Raw genomic sequence first — 16,705 nt, 5'->3', positions numbered from 1 at the left:
AAGCATAACAATGTGCAAAATTCAATCAACCTATACTGAAGATCAGAATAAAAACACATGGAGAAGTACGATGTTTCGTTGGGCTATTATATTTGCAGTAATCGCATTAATTGCGAGCCTGCTCGGATTTGGCGGCGTTGCAGGGCTATCCAAAGATTTTGCAGTGATCCTGCTGGTGATTGCGGTGATTCTTGCGATTGTTGGTTTCCTGTCACGCGGAAAGGTATAGCGTACTTCTGCAGTCACTAAAAAAATAAGCGCCTCAATAGGCGCTTATTTTCAGGATTGTCTCTGCTTTTTATGGGCGCAAATGGCGCGGCCTGAAGCCGGATGCAATTAATGCAATGCCATATGCAGCGATGCCAACAACACATAATCCAATCACTTCAGCGACGCGGATCCACTGCGACACTTCACCGTTATACCAAGTTAACCCGTACCAAAGCGCAGCGATCATGGCAATATTGGCCAAAGCAAACTGCAGCGCCAGTTTTTTCCAATGCGCGCCAAAACGGAAAATATTGCGTTTATGCAAATAGAAGTACAGCATGCCCGCATTCACCAACGCAGAACCTGAAGACGCCAATGCCAGCGCCATATGCTCTGCATGCCAGTCAATTAGCTTAAAGAAGCCAATAAACACCACGTTTAAAATGGCATTGGCCGCTACTGCCATCAGGCCGACGCGTACTGGTGTTTTGGTGTCTTGCTGCGCATAGAAGCCCGGTGCAAAGACTTTAATCAGCATGAATGAAATCACGCCTGCGCTCATGCACTGCAGCGCCAAAGCGGTCATTTGCGTATCTTCCAGCGTAAATTCACCGCGCTGGAACAGCGCCTGAATAATGGGTGTTGACAGCATAAATAAGGCAATGCTTGCTGGAATGCCGACTAACATAATCACCTTGGCTGCCCAGTCAATCATGCCGCGGAATTTAGCCTGATCCTGCTCGGCATGGCGCGCCGACAGCGACGGCAAAATCACCGTGCCGATTGCGACCCCAATCAGGCCCAGCGGAAGTTCCGTCATGCGCTCTGCACTGTACAGCCAAGACACGGAGCCATCCTGCATAAACGATGCCCAAATGGTGTTCAGCAGCAGGTTGATCTGAGTCACTGAAACACCGAACAGCGCCGGCAGCATCAGTTTCATGATGCGGTCTACGCCTTCATGCTTGAAATCCACTTTGGGCGGGATCAGCAGTTTTTTGTTCCACAGTTCCGGAATCTGAATCGCCAGCTGTAAAATACCGGCGATCAGCACCGCCCAGCCCAAGGCCATAATCGGTTCGGCCATATACGGCGTCAGCCACACGGCCCCTGCAATCATCGCCAAATTCAGCAGGACTGGGGAAAAAGCCGGTGAAGTAAAGGAGCCGTAGCTGTTTAAAATACTGCTGGCGAAAGCTGTCAGCGACATAAACAGCAGATAGGGAATCGTCAGGCGGAACATGTCTGTCGCCAGCGCAAACTTCTCAGGATCATCATGGAAGCCTGGCGCATAGATATAGATGATCGCTGGCGCCGCCACCATCGCCACAAAGGTTAAAGCGCTCATAAAGGTGGTGAGGCAGCCGAATACCCGGCTGATCAGAATCTGCACTTCCGCATGGGTGCGGCCCGTTTTATATTCGGTCAGAACCGGAATAAAGGCCTGAGAAAATGCGCCTTCGGCAAACAGCCGCCGAAAGAAGTTCGGAATACGGAAAGCAACCACAAAGGTATCGAAATCTTTGCCTGCGCCAAATACATTCAGCAGCACAATATCGCGGACTAATCCCAAAATTCGGGACAGCATGGTCATTGCACTGACAATGACGGTCGATCGCCATAATGCCATCGTATTCACCTAATATTTTAATTGCCGCTATTGTAATGAAACTCCGGCTTAACTTTCATTGGTTAATTTAGAGCTAATGTTGTTATTTATTTATTTTTAAAATGGTGCAATTCCGCTCTGAACTTGAACCAGTCAAAAAATGGGCCAGGATCCGTCTTGCGCCCCGGCGCAATATCGGAATGCCCCGCCAAATGCTGCTGAATTTTTGGATAAGCCCGCTGCAGGCAGGCCGTAACCGCCGTCAGCGCCTGATACTGCGCCTCATCAAAGGGCAAATCATCACTGCCTTCCAGTTCAATGCCAATCGAATAATCATTGCATTCTTTTTGGCCTAAATAGCAGGAACGGCCCGCATGCCATGCGCGGTCCTTGAAATTGACGAACTGCAGCACCTCTCCGCTTCTTAAAATCAGCAGATGCGCAGACACCTGCATGCCTTCAATGCTTTGAAAATACGGATGCACAGACCAATCCAGCCGGTTTTGAAAAAACTGCTCAATATAGCCGCCGCCAAATTGAGACGGCGGCAGGCTGATGTTGTGCACCACCAGCAGCTGAATTTCGGTGTGTTCAGGCCGCTGATTGTAATTGGGCGATGGCACTTGGCGCGCGCCGATCAGCTGGCCATCACGAACCTGAAAGCTTGTTGCTGGTGACATAAATCCATCCTAATAGGCTGCAAAGAATGCTGGAGGCCAGCAAAGAGATGGCTCCCATGCTAAAACTTTCCTCCGCAAATCTCAATTCAGCATTTCAGCTGTATGAAAAATCGCTCATTTTTCAGGAACAATGTTAATATAGCGCGCAAATTTCTTGGGTTAATAGAGACGGAACTTTATGAGCATCTCTCAATCTTTGCTTGAACAATCCATCCAAATCAATATTCAGCAGGCGCTGCAGGAAGATATTGGCGATGGAGACATCACTGCCCTATTAACCCCTGAGGATGAGCAGGCTTCCGCCACAATCATCAGCCGTGAAGGCATGGTTCTTGCTGGCCAGCCATGGGTGAATGCCTTGATTCAGGCCTATGATCCATCTGTGCAGGTGACTTGGCTGAAAAATGACGGCGACCGCGTTGCGCCGGATGAAGCGTTTCTAAAGCTGGCAGGTTCCGCGCGCAGCCTGCTGACCGTGGAACGTCCAGCGCTGAACTTTGTGCAGACGCTGTCCGCTGTCGCAACCAAAACCGCTGAATATGTGAAGCAGCTGGACGGTTTAAAGACCAAACTGCTGGATACACGCAAAACCCTGCCAGGCCTGCGCATTGCGCAAAAATATGCAGTTGCGGTCGGCGGCGGTCAAAATCACCGTTTGGGCCTATTTGATGCCTTTTTAATTAAAGAAAACCACATTATGGCAGCAGGCGGCATTACACAAGCCATTGCCAAAGCACACAGCATTGCACCGGGCAAACCCGTTGAAGTGGAAGTTGAAACTTGGGATGAGCTGAATCAAGCGCTTGAAGCGAATGCTGATATTGTGATGCTGGACAATTTTAGCCAGCAACAAATGATTGATGCCGTGAAGCACGCCGCTGGGCGCTGTAAACTAGAAGCCTCAGGCAATATTACGATTGAAAACTTACGTGAAGTGGCAAGCACTGGCGTAGACTATATTTCAATGGGCGTATTGACCAAGGATGTCAAAGCCGTGGATTTATCCATGCGTTTTAATGCCTAAACTCAAACTGCAAATATAAAAAAGCGCCTGCAACAGGCGCTTTTCTATTTCAGTCATTTATGCTGGCTATTCAGCGCCCATAAACGGATCTGAATAGCCATCCTTGCCTGTTTCAATGCGTCCCGCAAAACGGCGCTCAAAACTGCCGCCGCTATTCAGTGTCACGCTAAAATCATACCAGCCATGCACACTTTGCATGTCCAGCACGACGTCAGTTTCACCATCAGCGCTTTTTACCTGCCACGTTTTACCGTCTAAATAGGCATTGGCTTTCACGGTGAGATCAGCGCTCTGCTGCCCATCATGGCGGATTTTCAAAAAGATGCGCGGCGCGCATTCTTCCATGCACACTCGAATTTCCGGCAGTGCATCCAGCTGCGCTTTTTCTGTGACATCGCCTTTGAATGCGCGGTGAAAACCGTTCGGCCCCAAGACCCACAAATCATACTGGCCATTTTTCAGCGTCCAATCATCTTCCAGCTGCTTGTCCGCTTGCACCATATAACGGCGCGGCACAGCGGACAAATCCAGCTGATCATAGACATGGAATACACCTGCCTGCACGCCGGTATTGGAGAACAGCAGCTTCACCGCGCCTGCGCCTGCATTCACTTTCGCGCTGGCATGCAGCATATACGGCAGCGCACGTGATGGGCGCAAGCCCGTTTCCTGTTTCGGTTTGGCCTGCAGCGCCGGCACCTGCACCTGACTGAGCTTTTCCTGATTGCTGCGGATGATATCCGCCTGTTCCTTGCTTTTACTGCCGTCCAAGCTCGGCAGCGTGCTGGTATTGGGTGTTTTAAAATCAAAAGCAGACAGCAAATCACCGCAAACAGCACGGCGGTACGGGCTGATATTCGGCTCATTCACTCCAAAACGCTGCTCTAAAAACTGGATAATTGAGGTATGGTCAAACACTTGCGAATTGACCCAGCCGCCGCGGCTCCACGGCGAGATTACATACATCGGCACCCTTACGCCCGGCCCATATACCCCGTGCCAGAAATTCACATTTTCACCGTTTACAAATTCACGGCGCGGCTGCGATGTCGAGCCTGCCACAGGCGGATGGTTAAAATATTCAAAAGACAGCTGTTCATCGCTCAGCGTGGTTTTGCCATGCACTTTCAGCACTTCACCGCTGGCGTTAATTTCCCGCGATGGCGCAGAGGGTGACGGCATGTGGTCAAAAAAGCCGTCATTTTCATCAAAGTTCACCAGCAGCACGGTTTGACTCCACAGTTCCGGCTGATCCGTCAATGCGTTCAGCAGTTCCTGAATATACCAAGCGCCCTGCACTGGGCTGGATGGCCCAGGATGCTCACTGTAGGCTGCCGGCGCCACAATCCAGCTGACCTGCGGCAATTTGCCCACAGCTAAATCCTGCTTGAACTGCCCCAGCAACCCGCCGTCGTTCGGCATGGTATTGGCAATGCCTTTATACAGCGGCTCTTTGGCGTCGACCGCTTCATCATACGCAGGGCAAATCGGCGCATCATGGCTGACAGGCTGGCCTGAACGCTCATTGGCGGCGCGGTACTGCTGAAAGCCCGCCAAGGGATTATCGGTAAAGTTGTCAGGCATATTTTGATAAACCTTCCAGCTGACACCCGCCTGCTGCAAACGTTCTGGATACGTCGTCCAGTCATAGCCCACGGCAGAGCTGCCGATGCCGTCAAATTCATTCACTACGCTGGCTGTACCTGAACCGGTCGGGCCGTTGGTTCCCGTCCAAATAAATTTGCGGTTCGGATTGGTGCCGGCGTGCATGGCGCAGTGATAGGCATCGCATAGGGTAAAGGCATCGGCCAAAGCATACTGAAATTCAACTTCGGCTTTTTTGTAATAGCCCATTGACTGCGGATTTTTATGTTCAACCCAGTTGCCCATGCGCCCGCAGTTCCATGCCGCCTGCCCATCTTTCCAAGAATGCGGCGTGCCGCTGACGCGCTGCGCATTGCCCAAACGGCTGTCTAAATGATAGGGATAATACAGCTGATTATTTTTGCCATACTGCTGCCAGACTTTGCGCCCACCCGCCAGCGGAATACCGAAGCGGTCGCCAAAGCCGCGCACGCCTTTCAGCATGCCGAAATAATTGTCAAAAGAGCGGTTTTCCTGCGTCAAAATCACCACATGCTTCACATCCTGCAAAGTCCCCGTTTCAACTTTGGCATCAATCGCCAAGGCTTTTTGAATGCTGAGCGGAAAACTGGCAAATGCGGCAGAGCCGAATAATGTTTTGGTCGAATTTATTAAAAAGTCACGGCGGTTCATTGTTCTATCCTGCTGTTTTTATTATGGAGCGCAATGCATTTTACAATTGGGCTTCGGCTGCGTTGGCTGCCCGCCAGATACATCGTCATCATCGCCATTGCAGGCGCTCAGCAAAACAGCAGAACTCATGACGAGCAGCATCAAAAAAACGCGCATTTGTTAAATTCCTTAGAGTTGTATGCGCACATAGAAATAAAGCAGCAAAATGACAGGGCGGTGATGGTTTTATTTCAGCCCGGTGAAAAGCAAAAAACGCACCCGAAGGTGCGTCTTTTTCTTGAATAAAATCAGCAGAGTTACCAGCCTAAAGCATCCTGCTGTTTTTTGATGAGTTCCTGTATGCCTTTTTCAGCCAGTTCAAGCATTTCGTTGCATTGCGCGCGGGTAAACGGCTTTTCTTCTGCCGTTCCTTGCACTTCAATAAATTCGCCCGCTTGGGTCATCACCACGTTTAAATCAGTCTGGCAGTTTGAATCTTCTTCATAGCACAGATCCAGCAGCGCTTCATCTTTAAAAATGCCGACAGACACTGCCGCCACTAAGCCTTTTAATGGGTCATGCTTAATTTTTTTCTTTTCCAGCAGCACATTCATGGCATCAATTAACGCCACCGCAGCGCCGGTAATCGATGCAGTGCGTGTACCGCCATCCGCTTGAATGACATCACAGTCAATGGTGATGGTGTTTTCACCCAGCTTTTTTAAATCGACCATCGCGCGCAGGCTGCGGCCAATCAGGCGCTGAATTTCCTGTGTGCGTCCGCTTTGCTTGCCGCGGGCAGCTTCACGGTCAGAGCGGGTATGCGTAGAGCGCGGCAACATGCCGTATTCTGCAGTCACCCAGCCTTGGCCTTGGCCTTTTAAGAAACGCGGCACTGAATTTTCGATACTGGCAGTGCAAAGAACTTTGGTATGACCGAATTCAACCAATACTGAACCTTCCGCATAACGGGTATAATTGCGGGTAATTTTTACTTCACGTAATTGATCTAAAGCACGCTGGTCGATACGCATGTTGAGCCCTTCTTCTGTCAAAAATTTATTGCGCCTAAGTATAGCAGAAGCTGCCTGAAAGATTGACGCGGCATTTACGGATTTACACCTCAGCAGCAGCTGCCGGCCTGGCCGGCCCATGAGCAGCATCGTTTAAATGCCTCTTTTTTGCTAGACTGACTGCACTCAGGAAAAGGTGATTTTATGTCTTTACGCGATGAACGCAAGCAGCAAAGCCGTCAGGCCTTATTGGATGCCGCGCTGCTGCTCAGTACATCTGGACGGGCGTTCAGCAGCATGAGCCTGCGTGAAATGACCCGCCATGCCGGCCTGGTGCCTGCCGCGTTTTACCGTCATTTTGCCAACATGGATCAGCTGGGGCTGGAACTGATTGATCAGGCGGCCCTGCATTTAAAAGGTGTGCTGCATCAGCTGGGGCAGGCCTATCTGTATCAGCCGAATGCCAAAACTAAAGTCAGCCTGGATATTTTTTTTCAAGCCGTTGCGCATCACCCCGAACCTTGGATTTTTTTAATTTCAGAGCGCTGGGGCGGCTCTGCGGCGCTGCGCCTAGCCATTGACCGCGAAATTCAGTTTTTAATTGATGATTTAGCCAATGATCTGGGGCGGATTAACACCATGCAGCAGATACAGCAGGTGCAAGACCGGCGCATGCTGGCGCAATTTCTCATTCAGCTGGCTTTGGACTGGGCCATGGGCTGGATTGAAATCCGCCGGCGCATTGAACCCGGCCAGCAGGCCGAACAGCGCGAAAACTTTAAAACTCAAGCCCTGTTTCAAGTGCAGCTGCTGTTCCGCGGCATCTTAAATTGGGAAAGCGCGCCAGCTGCTGAACATTTTTCCGCACATCCAATCGATCAAGCCTAAAAAAACCCGCATGCATTGCGGGTTTTTCATTCAGCAGAAATTCATCACAAGGATGCTTATTTCGCTTTGCGTTCCTGTTCAATCAAATAGTTCAACACTTGAGTCACTTTTTGATCTTCACCCTGAATCACATATTTGCCATTTACTGTCACTGCCGGCACGCCAGTCAGCTGATAGCGCTTGGCCAAGTCCTGCGCCTGAGCAATTTTAGAGGTGATTGGGAAGGACTTATAGGTGCTGTTGAATTTTGCTTCTGGAATGCCGAACTGGGTAAAGAACTTGGCGAAAGCAGGCTGTTCTAAAATATTTTGGCCATTGGCTTGAATTTCATGGAACAAAGTCAAATGCGTTTTTGGACGCACGCCTAAAGCTTCAGAGACATAATAGGCGCGCGCGCCCTGCTCCCACAGTGGATTCATCGCCGCCGGCGTACGCACAAAACGCACATCTTTCGGCATTTGCTTCAGCCAAGCCTGCATATGCGGCTCCAGCTTGAAACAGTGCGGACAGCCGTACCAGAAGAACTCACGCACTTCAATTTTACCCGGCTTTTCAACAGCAACAGGTGTGGGAAGAACTGTGTAGTCTTTGCCTGCAACAAATTGCGCGGCCATGGCGCTGCCTGAAAAAGCAAAAAGAGCAGCGGCTGCACTGCTGAAAAGGAATTTTTTCATGAAGCTTATAATCCTCTGGAATCATTATGATTAGCTTATGCTCACACTATAAATCAAAAAGGCCGGATTTCGTTTTCATTCTGTGAACTTTTTTATGGCTTTTATCGCTTTTTCCAGAATAAACGCTACACTAGCTTCCCATAGACTTTTTAAAATATAACGGCCTGCTTGAGGTGACTCTGATGTCTCAATTGAATGTTGACCCGCAAGAAATTGCCAAATTTGAAGCATTTGCTGCCATCTGGTGGGATCAGCATTCTGAGTTCCGCCCGCTGCACATGATTAACCCGCTGCGCCTCAACTGGATTGATGAGCATTCTGGCGGCATCAGCGGGAAAAAAGTGCTGGATGTCGGCTGCGGCGGCGGCATTTTAGCGGAAAGCATGGCGCGCCGCGGCGCGGATGTGCTGGGCATTGATATGGGCTTAGCGCCTTTGAATGTCGCGCGCCTGCATGCCGAGCAGGAAAATGTGCAAAACATCGAATACCGTCAAGTTCCTGTAGAACAATTGGCTGAAGAACAGGCGGGGCAGTATGACGTGGTCACCTGCATGGAAATGCTGGAACATGTGCCTGATCCGGCATCGATCATTCAAGCCTGCCAAAAGCTGGTTAAGCCGGGCGGCCATGTGTTTTTCTCAACCATCAACCGCAATCCTAAGGCCTATTTATTTGCCATTATCGGTGCGGAATATGTGCTGCGCATGCTGGCCAAAGGCACGCATGACTATCATAAATTCATCAAGCCGTCAGAACTGGCGCATGACATCCGCAGCGCCAATCTAAAACTCAAAGACATGACTGGCCTGCACTATAATCCGCTGACCAAACGCTACTGGCTGGCGCCGAATGTCGATGTGAACTACATGGTGTACACCGTGAATGAAGGTGCCTGATGAAAGCGGTCCTGTTTGATTTAGACGGCACACTGATTGATACCGCAGCGGATTTTATCCGCATTCTGCAGGACATGTGCCGCGAAAAAGGCTGCGCCGTGGTGGATGCCGACCTGATCCGCACTCAGGTATCAGAAGGCGCCCGCGCCATGGTCCAGCTGGTTTATCCTGAACTGGATGCCGAAGACCCGATCTTTTTGGCGCACCGCCAGCGCTTTTTAGATTTATACGGCGCCGATATTGCGGTTGATACCGACCTGTTTGACGGCATGTATCCGCTGCTGGAAGAACTGGAAAGCCATCAGGTCCCTTGGGGCATTGTCACCAATAAGCCGCGCTGGCTCAGTGAATCGCTGCTGCAGGCGCTGAATTTAACAGCGCGCTGTTCTGTGCTGGTTTGCCCTGAAGATGTCAGCAAAACCAAGCCTGACCCGGAACCGATGTATCTGGCTGCAAAAGCCATCAACCTGGATGCCAGAGACTGCATTTATGTCGGCGACCATCCGCGTGACATTGATGCGGGACGCCATGCGGATATGTACACCATTTTGGCAGCCTATGGCTATTTACCGCTGCAGTACAAAGATGACTTAACAGCGTGGCGCGCAGATTGTATAGTGAATAATGTAGAACAATTGCATCAGGCGGTTCGCCAACTGGTGATTGCGCCGCTCAAAGCAAAAGCGCTGACTTCCGAACAGCTATAACAACAGCACAAAACCATCGTGCAAGCACAATAAAACGAGGAGGCTTAACATGAAATATTCAGAATATCAGCCTCGCCCAGATCTGCTGAAAGATCGCATCATCCTGATTACCGGTGCGGGCGACGGTATTGGCCGCGCGGCGGCCATCAGCTATGCGCTGCATGGCGCAACAGTGGTATTACATGGGCGTACATTGAATAAGCTGGAAGTCATTTATGATGAAATCGAAGGCTTGGGCGCTCCACAGCCGGCAATTTTGCCGCTGCAGCTGTCCAGCGCCTCTCCTCGTGATTATGAATTGCTGGTGGATACGCTGGAACGCCAATTTGGCCGTTTAGACGGTATTTTGCACAATGCCGGCATTTTGGGTGAACGCACAGAATTGGCCAACTACCCTGTAGATGTCTGGGATGACGTGATGGCCGTCAATCTGCGCGCGCCCTTTGTCTTGACGCAGGAACTGCTGCCGCTGCTGCAAAAGTCCGAACATGCTTCGGTGGTTTTTGCCAGTTCAGGCGTGGGCCGTGAAGCCCGTGAACGCTGGGGCGCCTACTCCGTGTCTAAAATTGCCATTGAAGCCGTCAGTACGCTGTTTGCTAAAGAAAATACCCATCCGAATATCCGCTACAACTGCATTAATCCAGGCGCCACCCGTACCGCCATGCGCGCCAAAGCCTATCCGGACGAAGATCCAAAAACCTTGCGGACACCAGAGCAGATCATGCCCGCCTACTTGTATTTGATGGGCGATGACAGCCTGCAGATGAATGGTCAAAGCATCGATGCACAGGATTGAATGACTTTCAAACTAAACTGTTAACAGAAAAAGGAAGCCTCGCGCTTCCTTTTTTATTGCAGGCATTTTCCCTCATGCCAAAGCAGCCTTGAAATTTTATGCAATATGCGGATACTTAGTGCCAAATATTTTGAAGCATTGAGAGCGTCATGTCTGACTTGAGCAATATTAGCGTAACCCCAGCCGAAGACGGCATGATCAGCCTGCTGATTGACGGCCAGCCGCTATCTGAAAAATACGGCATGAAGTTTGACCCCAGCATTGCAGAAGAATTGAAGGCGCTCAGCTCCGGACAGAGCGTAAAACTGTTCGAACAGTTTGTTTTCTCTCATAGTGATCTGAATTTTGAACATGCTTACAGCTATACCTTGGGCATTGTCAAAGACGGGGATCACTATAAAGCAGCAAAACACTTTGTCTATAAAATTACCGCTTCAGGCCAGCCGCCCATTGAACATGTGATTACTAAGCAAGGTGAGCCAATGAGCGCTGAGGACGTGCGCGAATTCATTCAAGCGCATATTGCAAAGTCACTGAGCGACTACACTGACCTCAATTACGCTTATTAAGCAGCGCATTCACAACACATCTGCTTGCACAGGCTTATTCCGGTAAGCCTTTTTAGTTCAAAACTGCAATGTAAACAAACACTAAATATCTAATTTTTTTAAATCAAATTCATAAAAATCTTCGGTTTTGTAAATTAAAAGTTCTATTTTATGCTCTTTCAATTGAACATACAGCAAGGCTTAAATTGTCAGGCCAAAAACGCAAAGTTGAAAGCATCCGCTCTATTGAATCTTTACAGCTGGCTGAAAATTTAATTGCTGCGCTGGACAAAGCTGCTGAAACAGAACTATAGCCGTGGCGGCACTGTCCATGCAGCGCCTCACACAGCAAAACAACTAGACTCCTTATTCAGCGGCAGCCCGTTAAATCAGCAAAGTTTTTTAATTATTTCAGCATGAAAGTCAAAATTTGCTATGCTTGTACGCGATCGGTATAAACGCTGCAGGCAAGCAGTCTAAGCGTTTGTTTTTATTGTGCAGCCAAATGCAAAATATCCGTATTTTCTGCATTTTATTTAAAGAATTATTTATCTTTCTTCACAGTTTCTCTGCATTTTTTGCGTACAGTAGCTGTATTGAAAATAAATTGTTCCTATGAGGATTCAACATGAAAAAGATTTTGGCTGTTTTAGCGATTTCTTTCAGTGCTTTGATGACCAGCAGTCTGAGTAATGCTGCGCCTCACTTTGATCAAGACCGCGGTTATGACCATCCACGGAATGGCAAACAAGGCCGTGACTTCCGTGGCGATGATGATGATGACCGTATGCAGAATAGCCGCCGCATGCGTGAAGAGCGCGGTGTACAGCGCCTGCAGCAGCACAAATGGCAAACGGGTTATGTCATGCCGCAGCATTACCGCGGAGACGGCTATAAAGTCGATTACCGCGACTATGACTTGCCAAAACCGGGCCGCAGCCAGCAGTGGTACAAAATCAACAACGACTATATCTTAGTGAATTCAGAAAATAACAGCATTTTGCGCATTCTTGGCTTATAGATTTGCGCTGCTCAAAAAGCCCAACCCTGTTTGGGCTTTTTGCGTCTACGGCTCTGAAACCTGCAGTTCCAAAAGCATTCAGCAAAATTGCACAGCTCCTTTTTTCCTTCATCAAATATACAATTCCACTCAATTGCCCTCACGCTTTCTCTGCTCTTTCCCGTTAATTTGAAGGCATCGAAACAAAGATGCTTCAGCAGAATTAAGGTAACCGCAATGAAAAAAATTCTTACTGCAACCGTATTGGCTTTAACTGGATTAATTGCAGCTTCCGCAATGGCCGCGCCAGACTACCGCAATGATGACCGCCACTATTCATACGCTTACGGCCAAAATCATCAAGATCAGCGTTTTGATCATAACCGCTATGACCAGCAGCGCTGGAACGACAGCCGTGTAAACCCGAGCCGCCAATGGCGTGCCGGCCAAACCCTGCCGCGCAGCTTTGACTCATCACGCTACAAAGTCAGTGACCGTGAAGCGCGCCGCTTGCCTAATACCGGACGCTATCAGCAATGGTACAAAATCAATGGAGACTACGTGCTGGTCAACCAGCGCACTGACCGCATTGTGCGCATTATGAACTGATCAGGCAGCAGATCTCTTCTTCCTTAAAAACCGCCATTCAGGCGGTTTTTTGCTGCGAAAAGCATAATTCTTCTGTCAGCCTGCCGATTTTTGATTAGAATCTAAAAGACATTTCAATTTTGAGATCAGCATGCAGATGAATCCGATAGAACCAACAGACAGCACAACTTTGCAATATGTGCATTGGTTTCGGCATTCTGCACCCTATATCAATGCCCACCGCGGCAAAACTTTTGTCCTCATGTTTGACGGCGAAGCGGTGCAGCATGAAAACTTTCAGCATATTATTCATGACATTGCGCTGCTGCATTCTTTAGGCATCCGGCTGATTCTGGTGCATGGCGCGCGGCCGCAGATTAATCAGAACTTAAAAGCCAGCCAGCTGCAGACGCCGTTTCACAATCACCGCCGCATCACCACACGCGAATCCTTAGGCGCGGTCATGAGCGCTTCCGGCTCGATCCGCCTGCAAATTGAAGCCCTGCTCTCTATGGGACTGGCCAACTCCCCCATGTACGGCGCGCGCATTGATGTCGTCTCCGGCAATCTGATTACAGCCAAGCCTTACGGCATCCGCGACGGCATTGATTTTCAGCTGTCCGGTGAAGTCCGCTCCGTAGATACCGATGCCATTCAGCGCCATTTAAACAGTCAAAATATTGTATTGCTTGGCCCAACAGGCTATTCCACAACTGGCGAAGTATTTAATCTGCTGGCTGAAGAAGTCGCCACCAAAACCGCCATCAGCCTGAAAGCGGATAAATTAATTTTTTTAGGCAAGCAGCATGGCCTGCTGAATGAGCATGGGCAATTGCAGCGTGAAGTCGCGCCGCATCAGCTGGACCGCCATATTCTGCAGTATCAGGATTCCAATCCGGATATTGCGCTGCATCTGCAGGGCGCAAAGACTGCCTCGCTGCAAGGCGTGCACCGTGTGCATCTGATCTCTTATGCTTACGACGGCGCGCTGGTCGAAGAGCTGTTTACCCGCGACGGTTCCGGCACCATGATCACCAATGCGCACTATGAAGAAGTGCGCACGGCCAATATTCAGGATGTCGGCGGCCTGATCAGCCTGCTGCGCCCGCTGGAAGAAGAAGGCATTTTGGTCTACCGCTCACGGGAGCGCTTGGAAAATGAAATCGATCAATTTGCGGTCATTGAACGCGACGGCACCATTTTAGCCTGTGCGGCCCTATACCCGATTCCAACCGCTGAAGGCGAATTGCGTTCCGCAGAAATTGCCTGCGTTGCTGTGCATCCGAGTTACCGAAAATCCAACCGCGGCAGCCAGATTCTGCATTATTTAGAAGAAAAAGCCCGCGCTCTGGGCATTCAGCAGCTGTTTATTTTAACAACACGGACCGCACACTGGTTCTTAGAGCAGGGCTTTGAGCAGGCCAGCGTCGATGAACTGCCCAATGCAAGGCAAGCGCTGTACAATTATCAGCGCAGCTCTATGGTGTGCAAGAAACCGCTTTAATGCGGTTTTTTAATGCCTGCATAGCTAAATTTTAAATATGCTTATGCGAAAAAATTCAGCAAGAAAAAAAATTCATATCCGCTCTCGGCTGACTCTCGCGGCCCCTATTTATGATTTTTCAAATTTATATATATTTTTCATTCATTTATAAATTCATATCCATCTCAATTCCCGGCTTGATAATGCTTAAAAACACATAAGCTTTGCACTTTTTGATTTATCTTTTTTATTCATGATAAATGAATTTTTTCTTATTTTTTCCGAAAAAGAAAAATCATTACCGTATTCCCTGTCAAATCATGAATATTTTCAGTCAGGAATACACCGCCATGAGCATTCGCCGCACAAAATTTTGGGTTCTGTCTTCAGTTGCGGCTGTAATGATGCTCACTGGCTGCTCCAAGCAAGAAGCCGAACAAGCCGTGACCTTAAATATCGGCTATCAAAAATATGGCATGCTGCCGATTTTAAAAGAGCGCGGCGTATTGGAAACAGCGCTGAAAAAGCAAAATGTCAACGTGAAATGGGTCGAGTTCCCTGCCGGCCCGCAGCTGCTGGAAGGCTTAAATGTCGGCAGCGTGGTCTTTGGTGAATCAGGTGAAGCGCCGCCGATTTTTGCACAGGCCGCCAATTCAAATTTAGTCTATGTGGCGAATCAGCCAGCAGCGCCCAAAGCGGAAGCGCTGATCGTGCAGAAAGATTCCAAGATTCAGTCCGTGGCCGATTTAAAAGGTAAGCGTGTGGTCCTGAATAAAGGCTCAAATGTGCATTATCTGCTGCTGAAAGTACTGGAAGCCCACGGTTTAAAACTCAGCGATATTGAGGTGGTTTACCTTCCTCCTTCTGATGCCCGCGCCGCCTTTGAAAAAGGCGCAGTGGATGCATGGGTGATTTGGGATCCGTTCCTGTCTGCGGCAGAACATCAAATTGGCGCGCGCGTGCTTGCAGATGGCGAAAAGCTGGTCAACAACTACCAATTCTATCTGGCAGACCGCAAGTTTGCCGAAGCGCATCCGCAAGTGATTCAAGCCGTAGTCAACGAACTGAACCTTTCAACGCAATGGGTGGAAGCACATCAGGACGAAGCGGCCCAATTGCTGGAAAAGCCGACAGGGCTGGATTTTAAAGTACTGAGAACTTCTATTTCCCGCATGGGCTTTGGCGTCACCCCTTTAGCGCCAGAAATCATCAAGCATCAGCAGCAGGTGGCTGACGCTTTCTTCGAACAAAAATTAATTCCGCAAAAGCTCAATATAGATGCGGCCATTATTAAATAACGATCTATTTATAAAATAAGCAGGTATTACGATGAAGCGCATTCAAACCATAAGCTCCGTTGGACTTGTCGCGCTGAGCCTCGCGCTCAGCGCCTGCCAAAAAGAGCAAGCTGTGCAAAAACCGGATACCGAAACAGCTTCTCAGGATGAAATCAAAAAAGTTTCGATAGGCTTTCAAAAGTCCTCTCTGACGCTGCTGGTGGCGCGTGACGAAAAATTCATTGAACAGCAATTCCCGCATGCTGAAGTCGAGTGGAAAGAGTTTCCTGCCGGCCCGCAGCTGCTGGAAGCGCTGGCTGTCGGCGCTGTTGATTATGGCGCTGTCGGCAATACCCCGCCTATTTTTGCGCAAGCGGCAGGCAAAGACCTGAATTATGCGGGCTACGAAGTCTATGGCGATCAAAGCTTGGCGCTGGTGGTTCCGCCGCAAAGCCCCATTCAAAACATCAGCCAGTTAAAAGGCAAACGCATTGCCCTGCAAAAAGGCTCCAATGCGCATGAATTCCTCTCCAAAATTTTAGCTAAAGCGGGCTTAAAGTGGACCGATATTCAGCCCATTTGGCTGCCGCCTGCCGATGCCCGCGCAGCCTTTGATAAAAAGTCCGTGGATGCTTGGGCGATTTGGGACCCATTCCTTGCCGCGGCAGAGGTGCAAGGCCATGCCCGCGTTATTACCCAAACCGGTGATTTTGACAAGACCTATGCTTTTTATGTCGCCAACCCTAAATTTATCTCAGCGCATCCAAATGCCACATCCCGCATTTTAAAAGCCCTGAATCAATCGGATCAGTGGATTGTCAGCCATCAGCAAGTGGCGCTAGGCATCTACCAAAAAAATACAGGCTTAGCGCCTGAAGTCGCAAAAAAAGCCTTTGAACGCCGCGTTAAGCCCGCGCCGATTAATCCATTAAGCCCTGAAGTCGTTCAGGCGCAGCAAAACATTGCCGATGAGTTTCAGAAATTGGGACTGATCCCCAGCAAACTTGAAATCCAGCCGATTGTCTGGACACCTCCTACGCATTGATCACCGAGCAA

Annotated in this window: 18 protein-coding genes; 13 read left to right on the top strand and 5 right to left on the bottom strand. The window is 49.4% G+C overall.

Annotated elements, in window-relative coordinates:
- Window positions 1–70: 70 nt before the first annotated feature.
- Complete coding sequence (locus JZ784_RS09525; RefSeq protein WP_005006601.1) at window positions 71–229, top strand: DUF1328 domain-containing protein; 159 nt, start codon at window positions 71–73, stop codon at window positions 227–229.
- Window positions 230–298: 69 nt separating this feature from the next.
- Here the strand turns inward: JZ784_RS09525 and murJ are convergent, their stop codons facing one another.
- Together murJ and ampD are read right to left on the bottom strand one after the other, a co-directional pair.
- Window positions 299–1,849 carry a murein biosynthesis integral membrane protein MurJ gene (gene murJ / locus JZ784_RS09520; RefSeq protein ID WP_171065486.1) on the bottom strand — a complete coding sequence of 517 codons (1,551 nt, stop codon included), beginning with the start codon at window positions 1,847–1,849 and terminating at the stop codon, window positions 299–301.
- 77 nt (window positions 1,850–1,926) lie between these two features.
- Window positions 1,927–2,499, bottom strand: coding sequence for a 1,6-anhydro-N-acetylmuramyl-L-alanine amidase AmpD (gene ampD / locus JZ784_RS09515; protein ID WP_346314716.1), 573 nt, complete (start codon window positions 2,497–2,499; stop codon window positions 1,927–1,929).
- 178 nt (window positions 2,500–2,677) lie between these two features.
- Here ampD and nadC point away from each other — a divergent pair, with 178 nt between their 5' ends.
- Complete coding sequence (gene nadC / locus JZ784_RS09510; protein WP_346314715.1) at window positions 2,678–3,523, top strand: carboxylating nicotinate-nucleotide diphosphorylase; 846 nt, start codon at window positions 2,678–2,680, stop codon at window positions 3,521–3,523.
- 66 nt (window positions 3,524–3,589) lie between these two features.
- Here the strand turns inward: nadC and JZ784_RS09505 are convergent, their stop codons facing one another.
- A complete protein-coding gene (locus tag JZ784_RS09505; RefSeq protein ID WP_346314714.1) occupies window positions 3,590–5,800 on the bottom strand; it encodes a phospholipase C, phosphocholine-specific in 2,211 nt (736 codons plus the stop codon).
- 33 nt (window positions 5,801–5,833) lie between these two features.
- On the opposite strand from JZ784_RS09505, the gene JZ784_RS09500 reads away from it, so the two are divergent.
- The gene (locus JZ784_RS09500) at window positions 5,834–6,085 is read left to right on the top strand and encodes a hypothetical protein (RefSeq protein WP_346314713.1); all 252 of its coding nucleotides are present in this window, start codon (window positions 5,834–5,836) and stop codon (window positions 6,083–6,085) included.
- An 11-nt stretch (window positions 6,086–6,096) separates the two neighbouring features.
- Here the strand turns inward: JZ784_RS09500 and rph are convergent, their stop codons facing one another.
- Entirely contained in the window at window positions 6,097–6,813 is a 717-nt protein-coding gene (gene rph, locus JZ784_RS09495) for a ribonuclease PH (protein WP_026253456.1), read from the bottom strand.
- A gap of 183 nt (window positions 6,814–6,996) precedes the next feature.
- Here rph and JZ784_RS09490 point away from each other — a divergent pair, with 183 nt between their 5' ends.
- On the top strand, window positions 6,997–7,680 hold the full coding sequence (locus JZ784_RS09490) for a TetR family transcriptional regulator (RefSeq protein ID WP_346314712.1): 684 nt from the start codon (window positions 6,997–6,999) through the stop codon (window positions 7,678–7,680).
- A gap of 56 nt (window positions 7,681–7,736) precedes the next feature.
- Here the strand turns inward: JZ784_RS09490 and JZ784_RS09485 are convergent, their stop codons facing one another.
- Complete coding sequence (locus JZ784_RS09485; protein ID WP_005006582.1) at window positions 7,737–8,354, bottom strand: thiol:disulfide interchange protein DsbA/DsbL; 618 nt, start codon at window positions 8,352–8,354, stop codon at window positions 7,737–7,739.
- 182 nt (window positions 8,355–8,536) lie between these two features.
- Between JZ784_RS09485 and ubiG the strand changes: the two genes are divergently transcribed.
- The 9 genes from ubiG (at window position 8,537) to JZ784_RS09440 (ending at window position 16,694) form a co-directional block, all read left to right on the top strand.
- A complete protein-coding gene (ubiG, locus tag JZ784_RS09480; protein ID WP_346314711.1) occupies window positions 8,537–9,250 on the top strand; it encodes a bifunctional 2-polyprenyl-6-hydroxyphenol methylase/3-demethylubiquinol 3-O-methyltransferase UbiG in 714 nt (237 codons plus the stop codon).
- Complete coding sequence (locus tag JZ784_RS09475) at window positions 9,247–9,957, top strand: HAD-IA family hydrolase (protein ID WP_346315033.1); 711 nt, start codon at window positions 9,247–9,249, stop codon at window positions 9,955–9,957. Before ubiG ends, JZ784_RS09475 begins: the two co-directional genes overlap by 4 nt.
- Before the next feature lie 49 nt (window positions 9,958–10,006).
- The gene (locus tag JZ784_RS09470) at window positions 10,007–10,753 is read left to right on the top strand and encodes a YciK family oxidoreductase (protein ID WP_005006577.1); all 747 of its coding nucleotides are present in this window, start codon (window positions 10,007–10,009) and stop codon (window positions 10,751–10,753) included.
- A gap of 149 nt (window positions 10,754–10,902) precedes the next feature.
- A complete protein-coding gene (locus JZ784_RS09465; RefSeq protein WP_005006575.1) occupies window positions 10,903–11,322 on the top strand; it encodes a hypothetical protein in 420 nt (139 codons plus the stop codon).
- Window positions 11,323–11,929: 607 nt separating this feature from the next.
- Window positions 11,930–12,322 (top strand): RcnB family protein, encoded by a 393-nt coding sequence (locus JZ784_RS09460; RefSeq protein ID WP_346314710.1) that lies wholly within the window; start codon window positions 11,930–11,932, stop codon window positions 12,320–12,322.
- A gap of 216 nt (window positions 12,323–12,538) precedes the next feature.
- Window positions 12,539–12,910, top strand: a complete 372-nt coding sequence (locus JZ784_RS09455; protein ID WP_346314709.1) for an RcnB family protein — start codon at window positions 12,539–12,541, stop codon at window positions 12,908–12,910.
- Between the two features lie 130 nt (window positions 12,911–13,040).
- Window positions 13,041–14,393: an amino-acid N-acetyltransferase gene (gene argA / locus JZ784_RS09450; protein WP_346314708.1), complete on the top strand. Its 1,353-nt coding sequence runs from the start codon at window positions 13,041–13,043 to the stop codon at window positions 14,391–14,393.
- Between the two features lie 329 nt (window positions 14,394–14,722).
- The gene (locus JZ784_RS09445; protein ID WP_346314707.1) at window positions 14,723–15,670 is read left to right on the top strand and encodes a sulfonate ABC transporter substrate-binding protein; all 948 of its coding nucleotides are present in this window, start codon (window positions 14,723–14,725) and stop codon (window positions 15,668–15,670) included.
- A gap of 31 nt (window positions 15,671–15,701) precedes the next feature.
- The gene (locus JZ784_RS09440) at window positions 15,702–16,694 is read left to right on the top strand and encodes an aliphatic sulfonate ABC transporter substrate-binding protein (protein WP_346314706.1); all 993 of its coding nucleotides are present in this window, start codon (window positions 15,702–15,704) and stop codon (window positions 16,692–16,694) included.
- The last annotated feature ends 11 nt before the right edge of the window (window positions 16,695–16,705 follow it).

The sequence above is a fragment of the Acinetobacter sp. CWB-B33 genome (assembly GCF_039655955.1).
GTDB lineage: Bacteria > Pseudomonadota > Gammaproteobacteria > Pseudomonadales > Moraxellaceae > Acinetobacter > Acinetobacter bouvetii.
The sequence above is the reverse complement of the archived record's forward strand: the minus strand, read 5'-3'. Positions and strand labels throughout refer to the sequence as shown.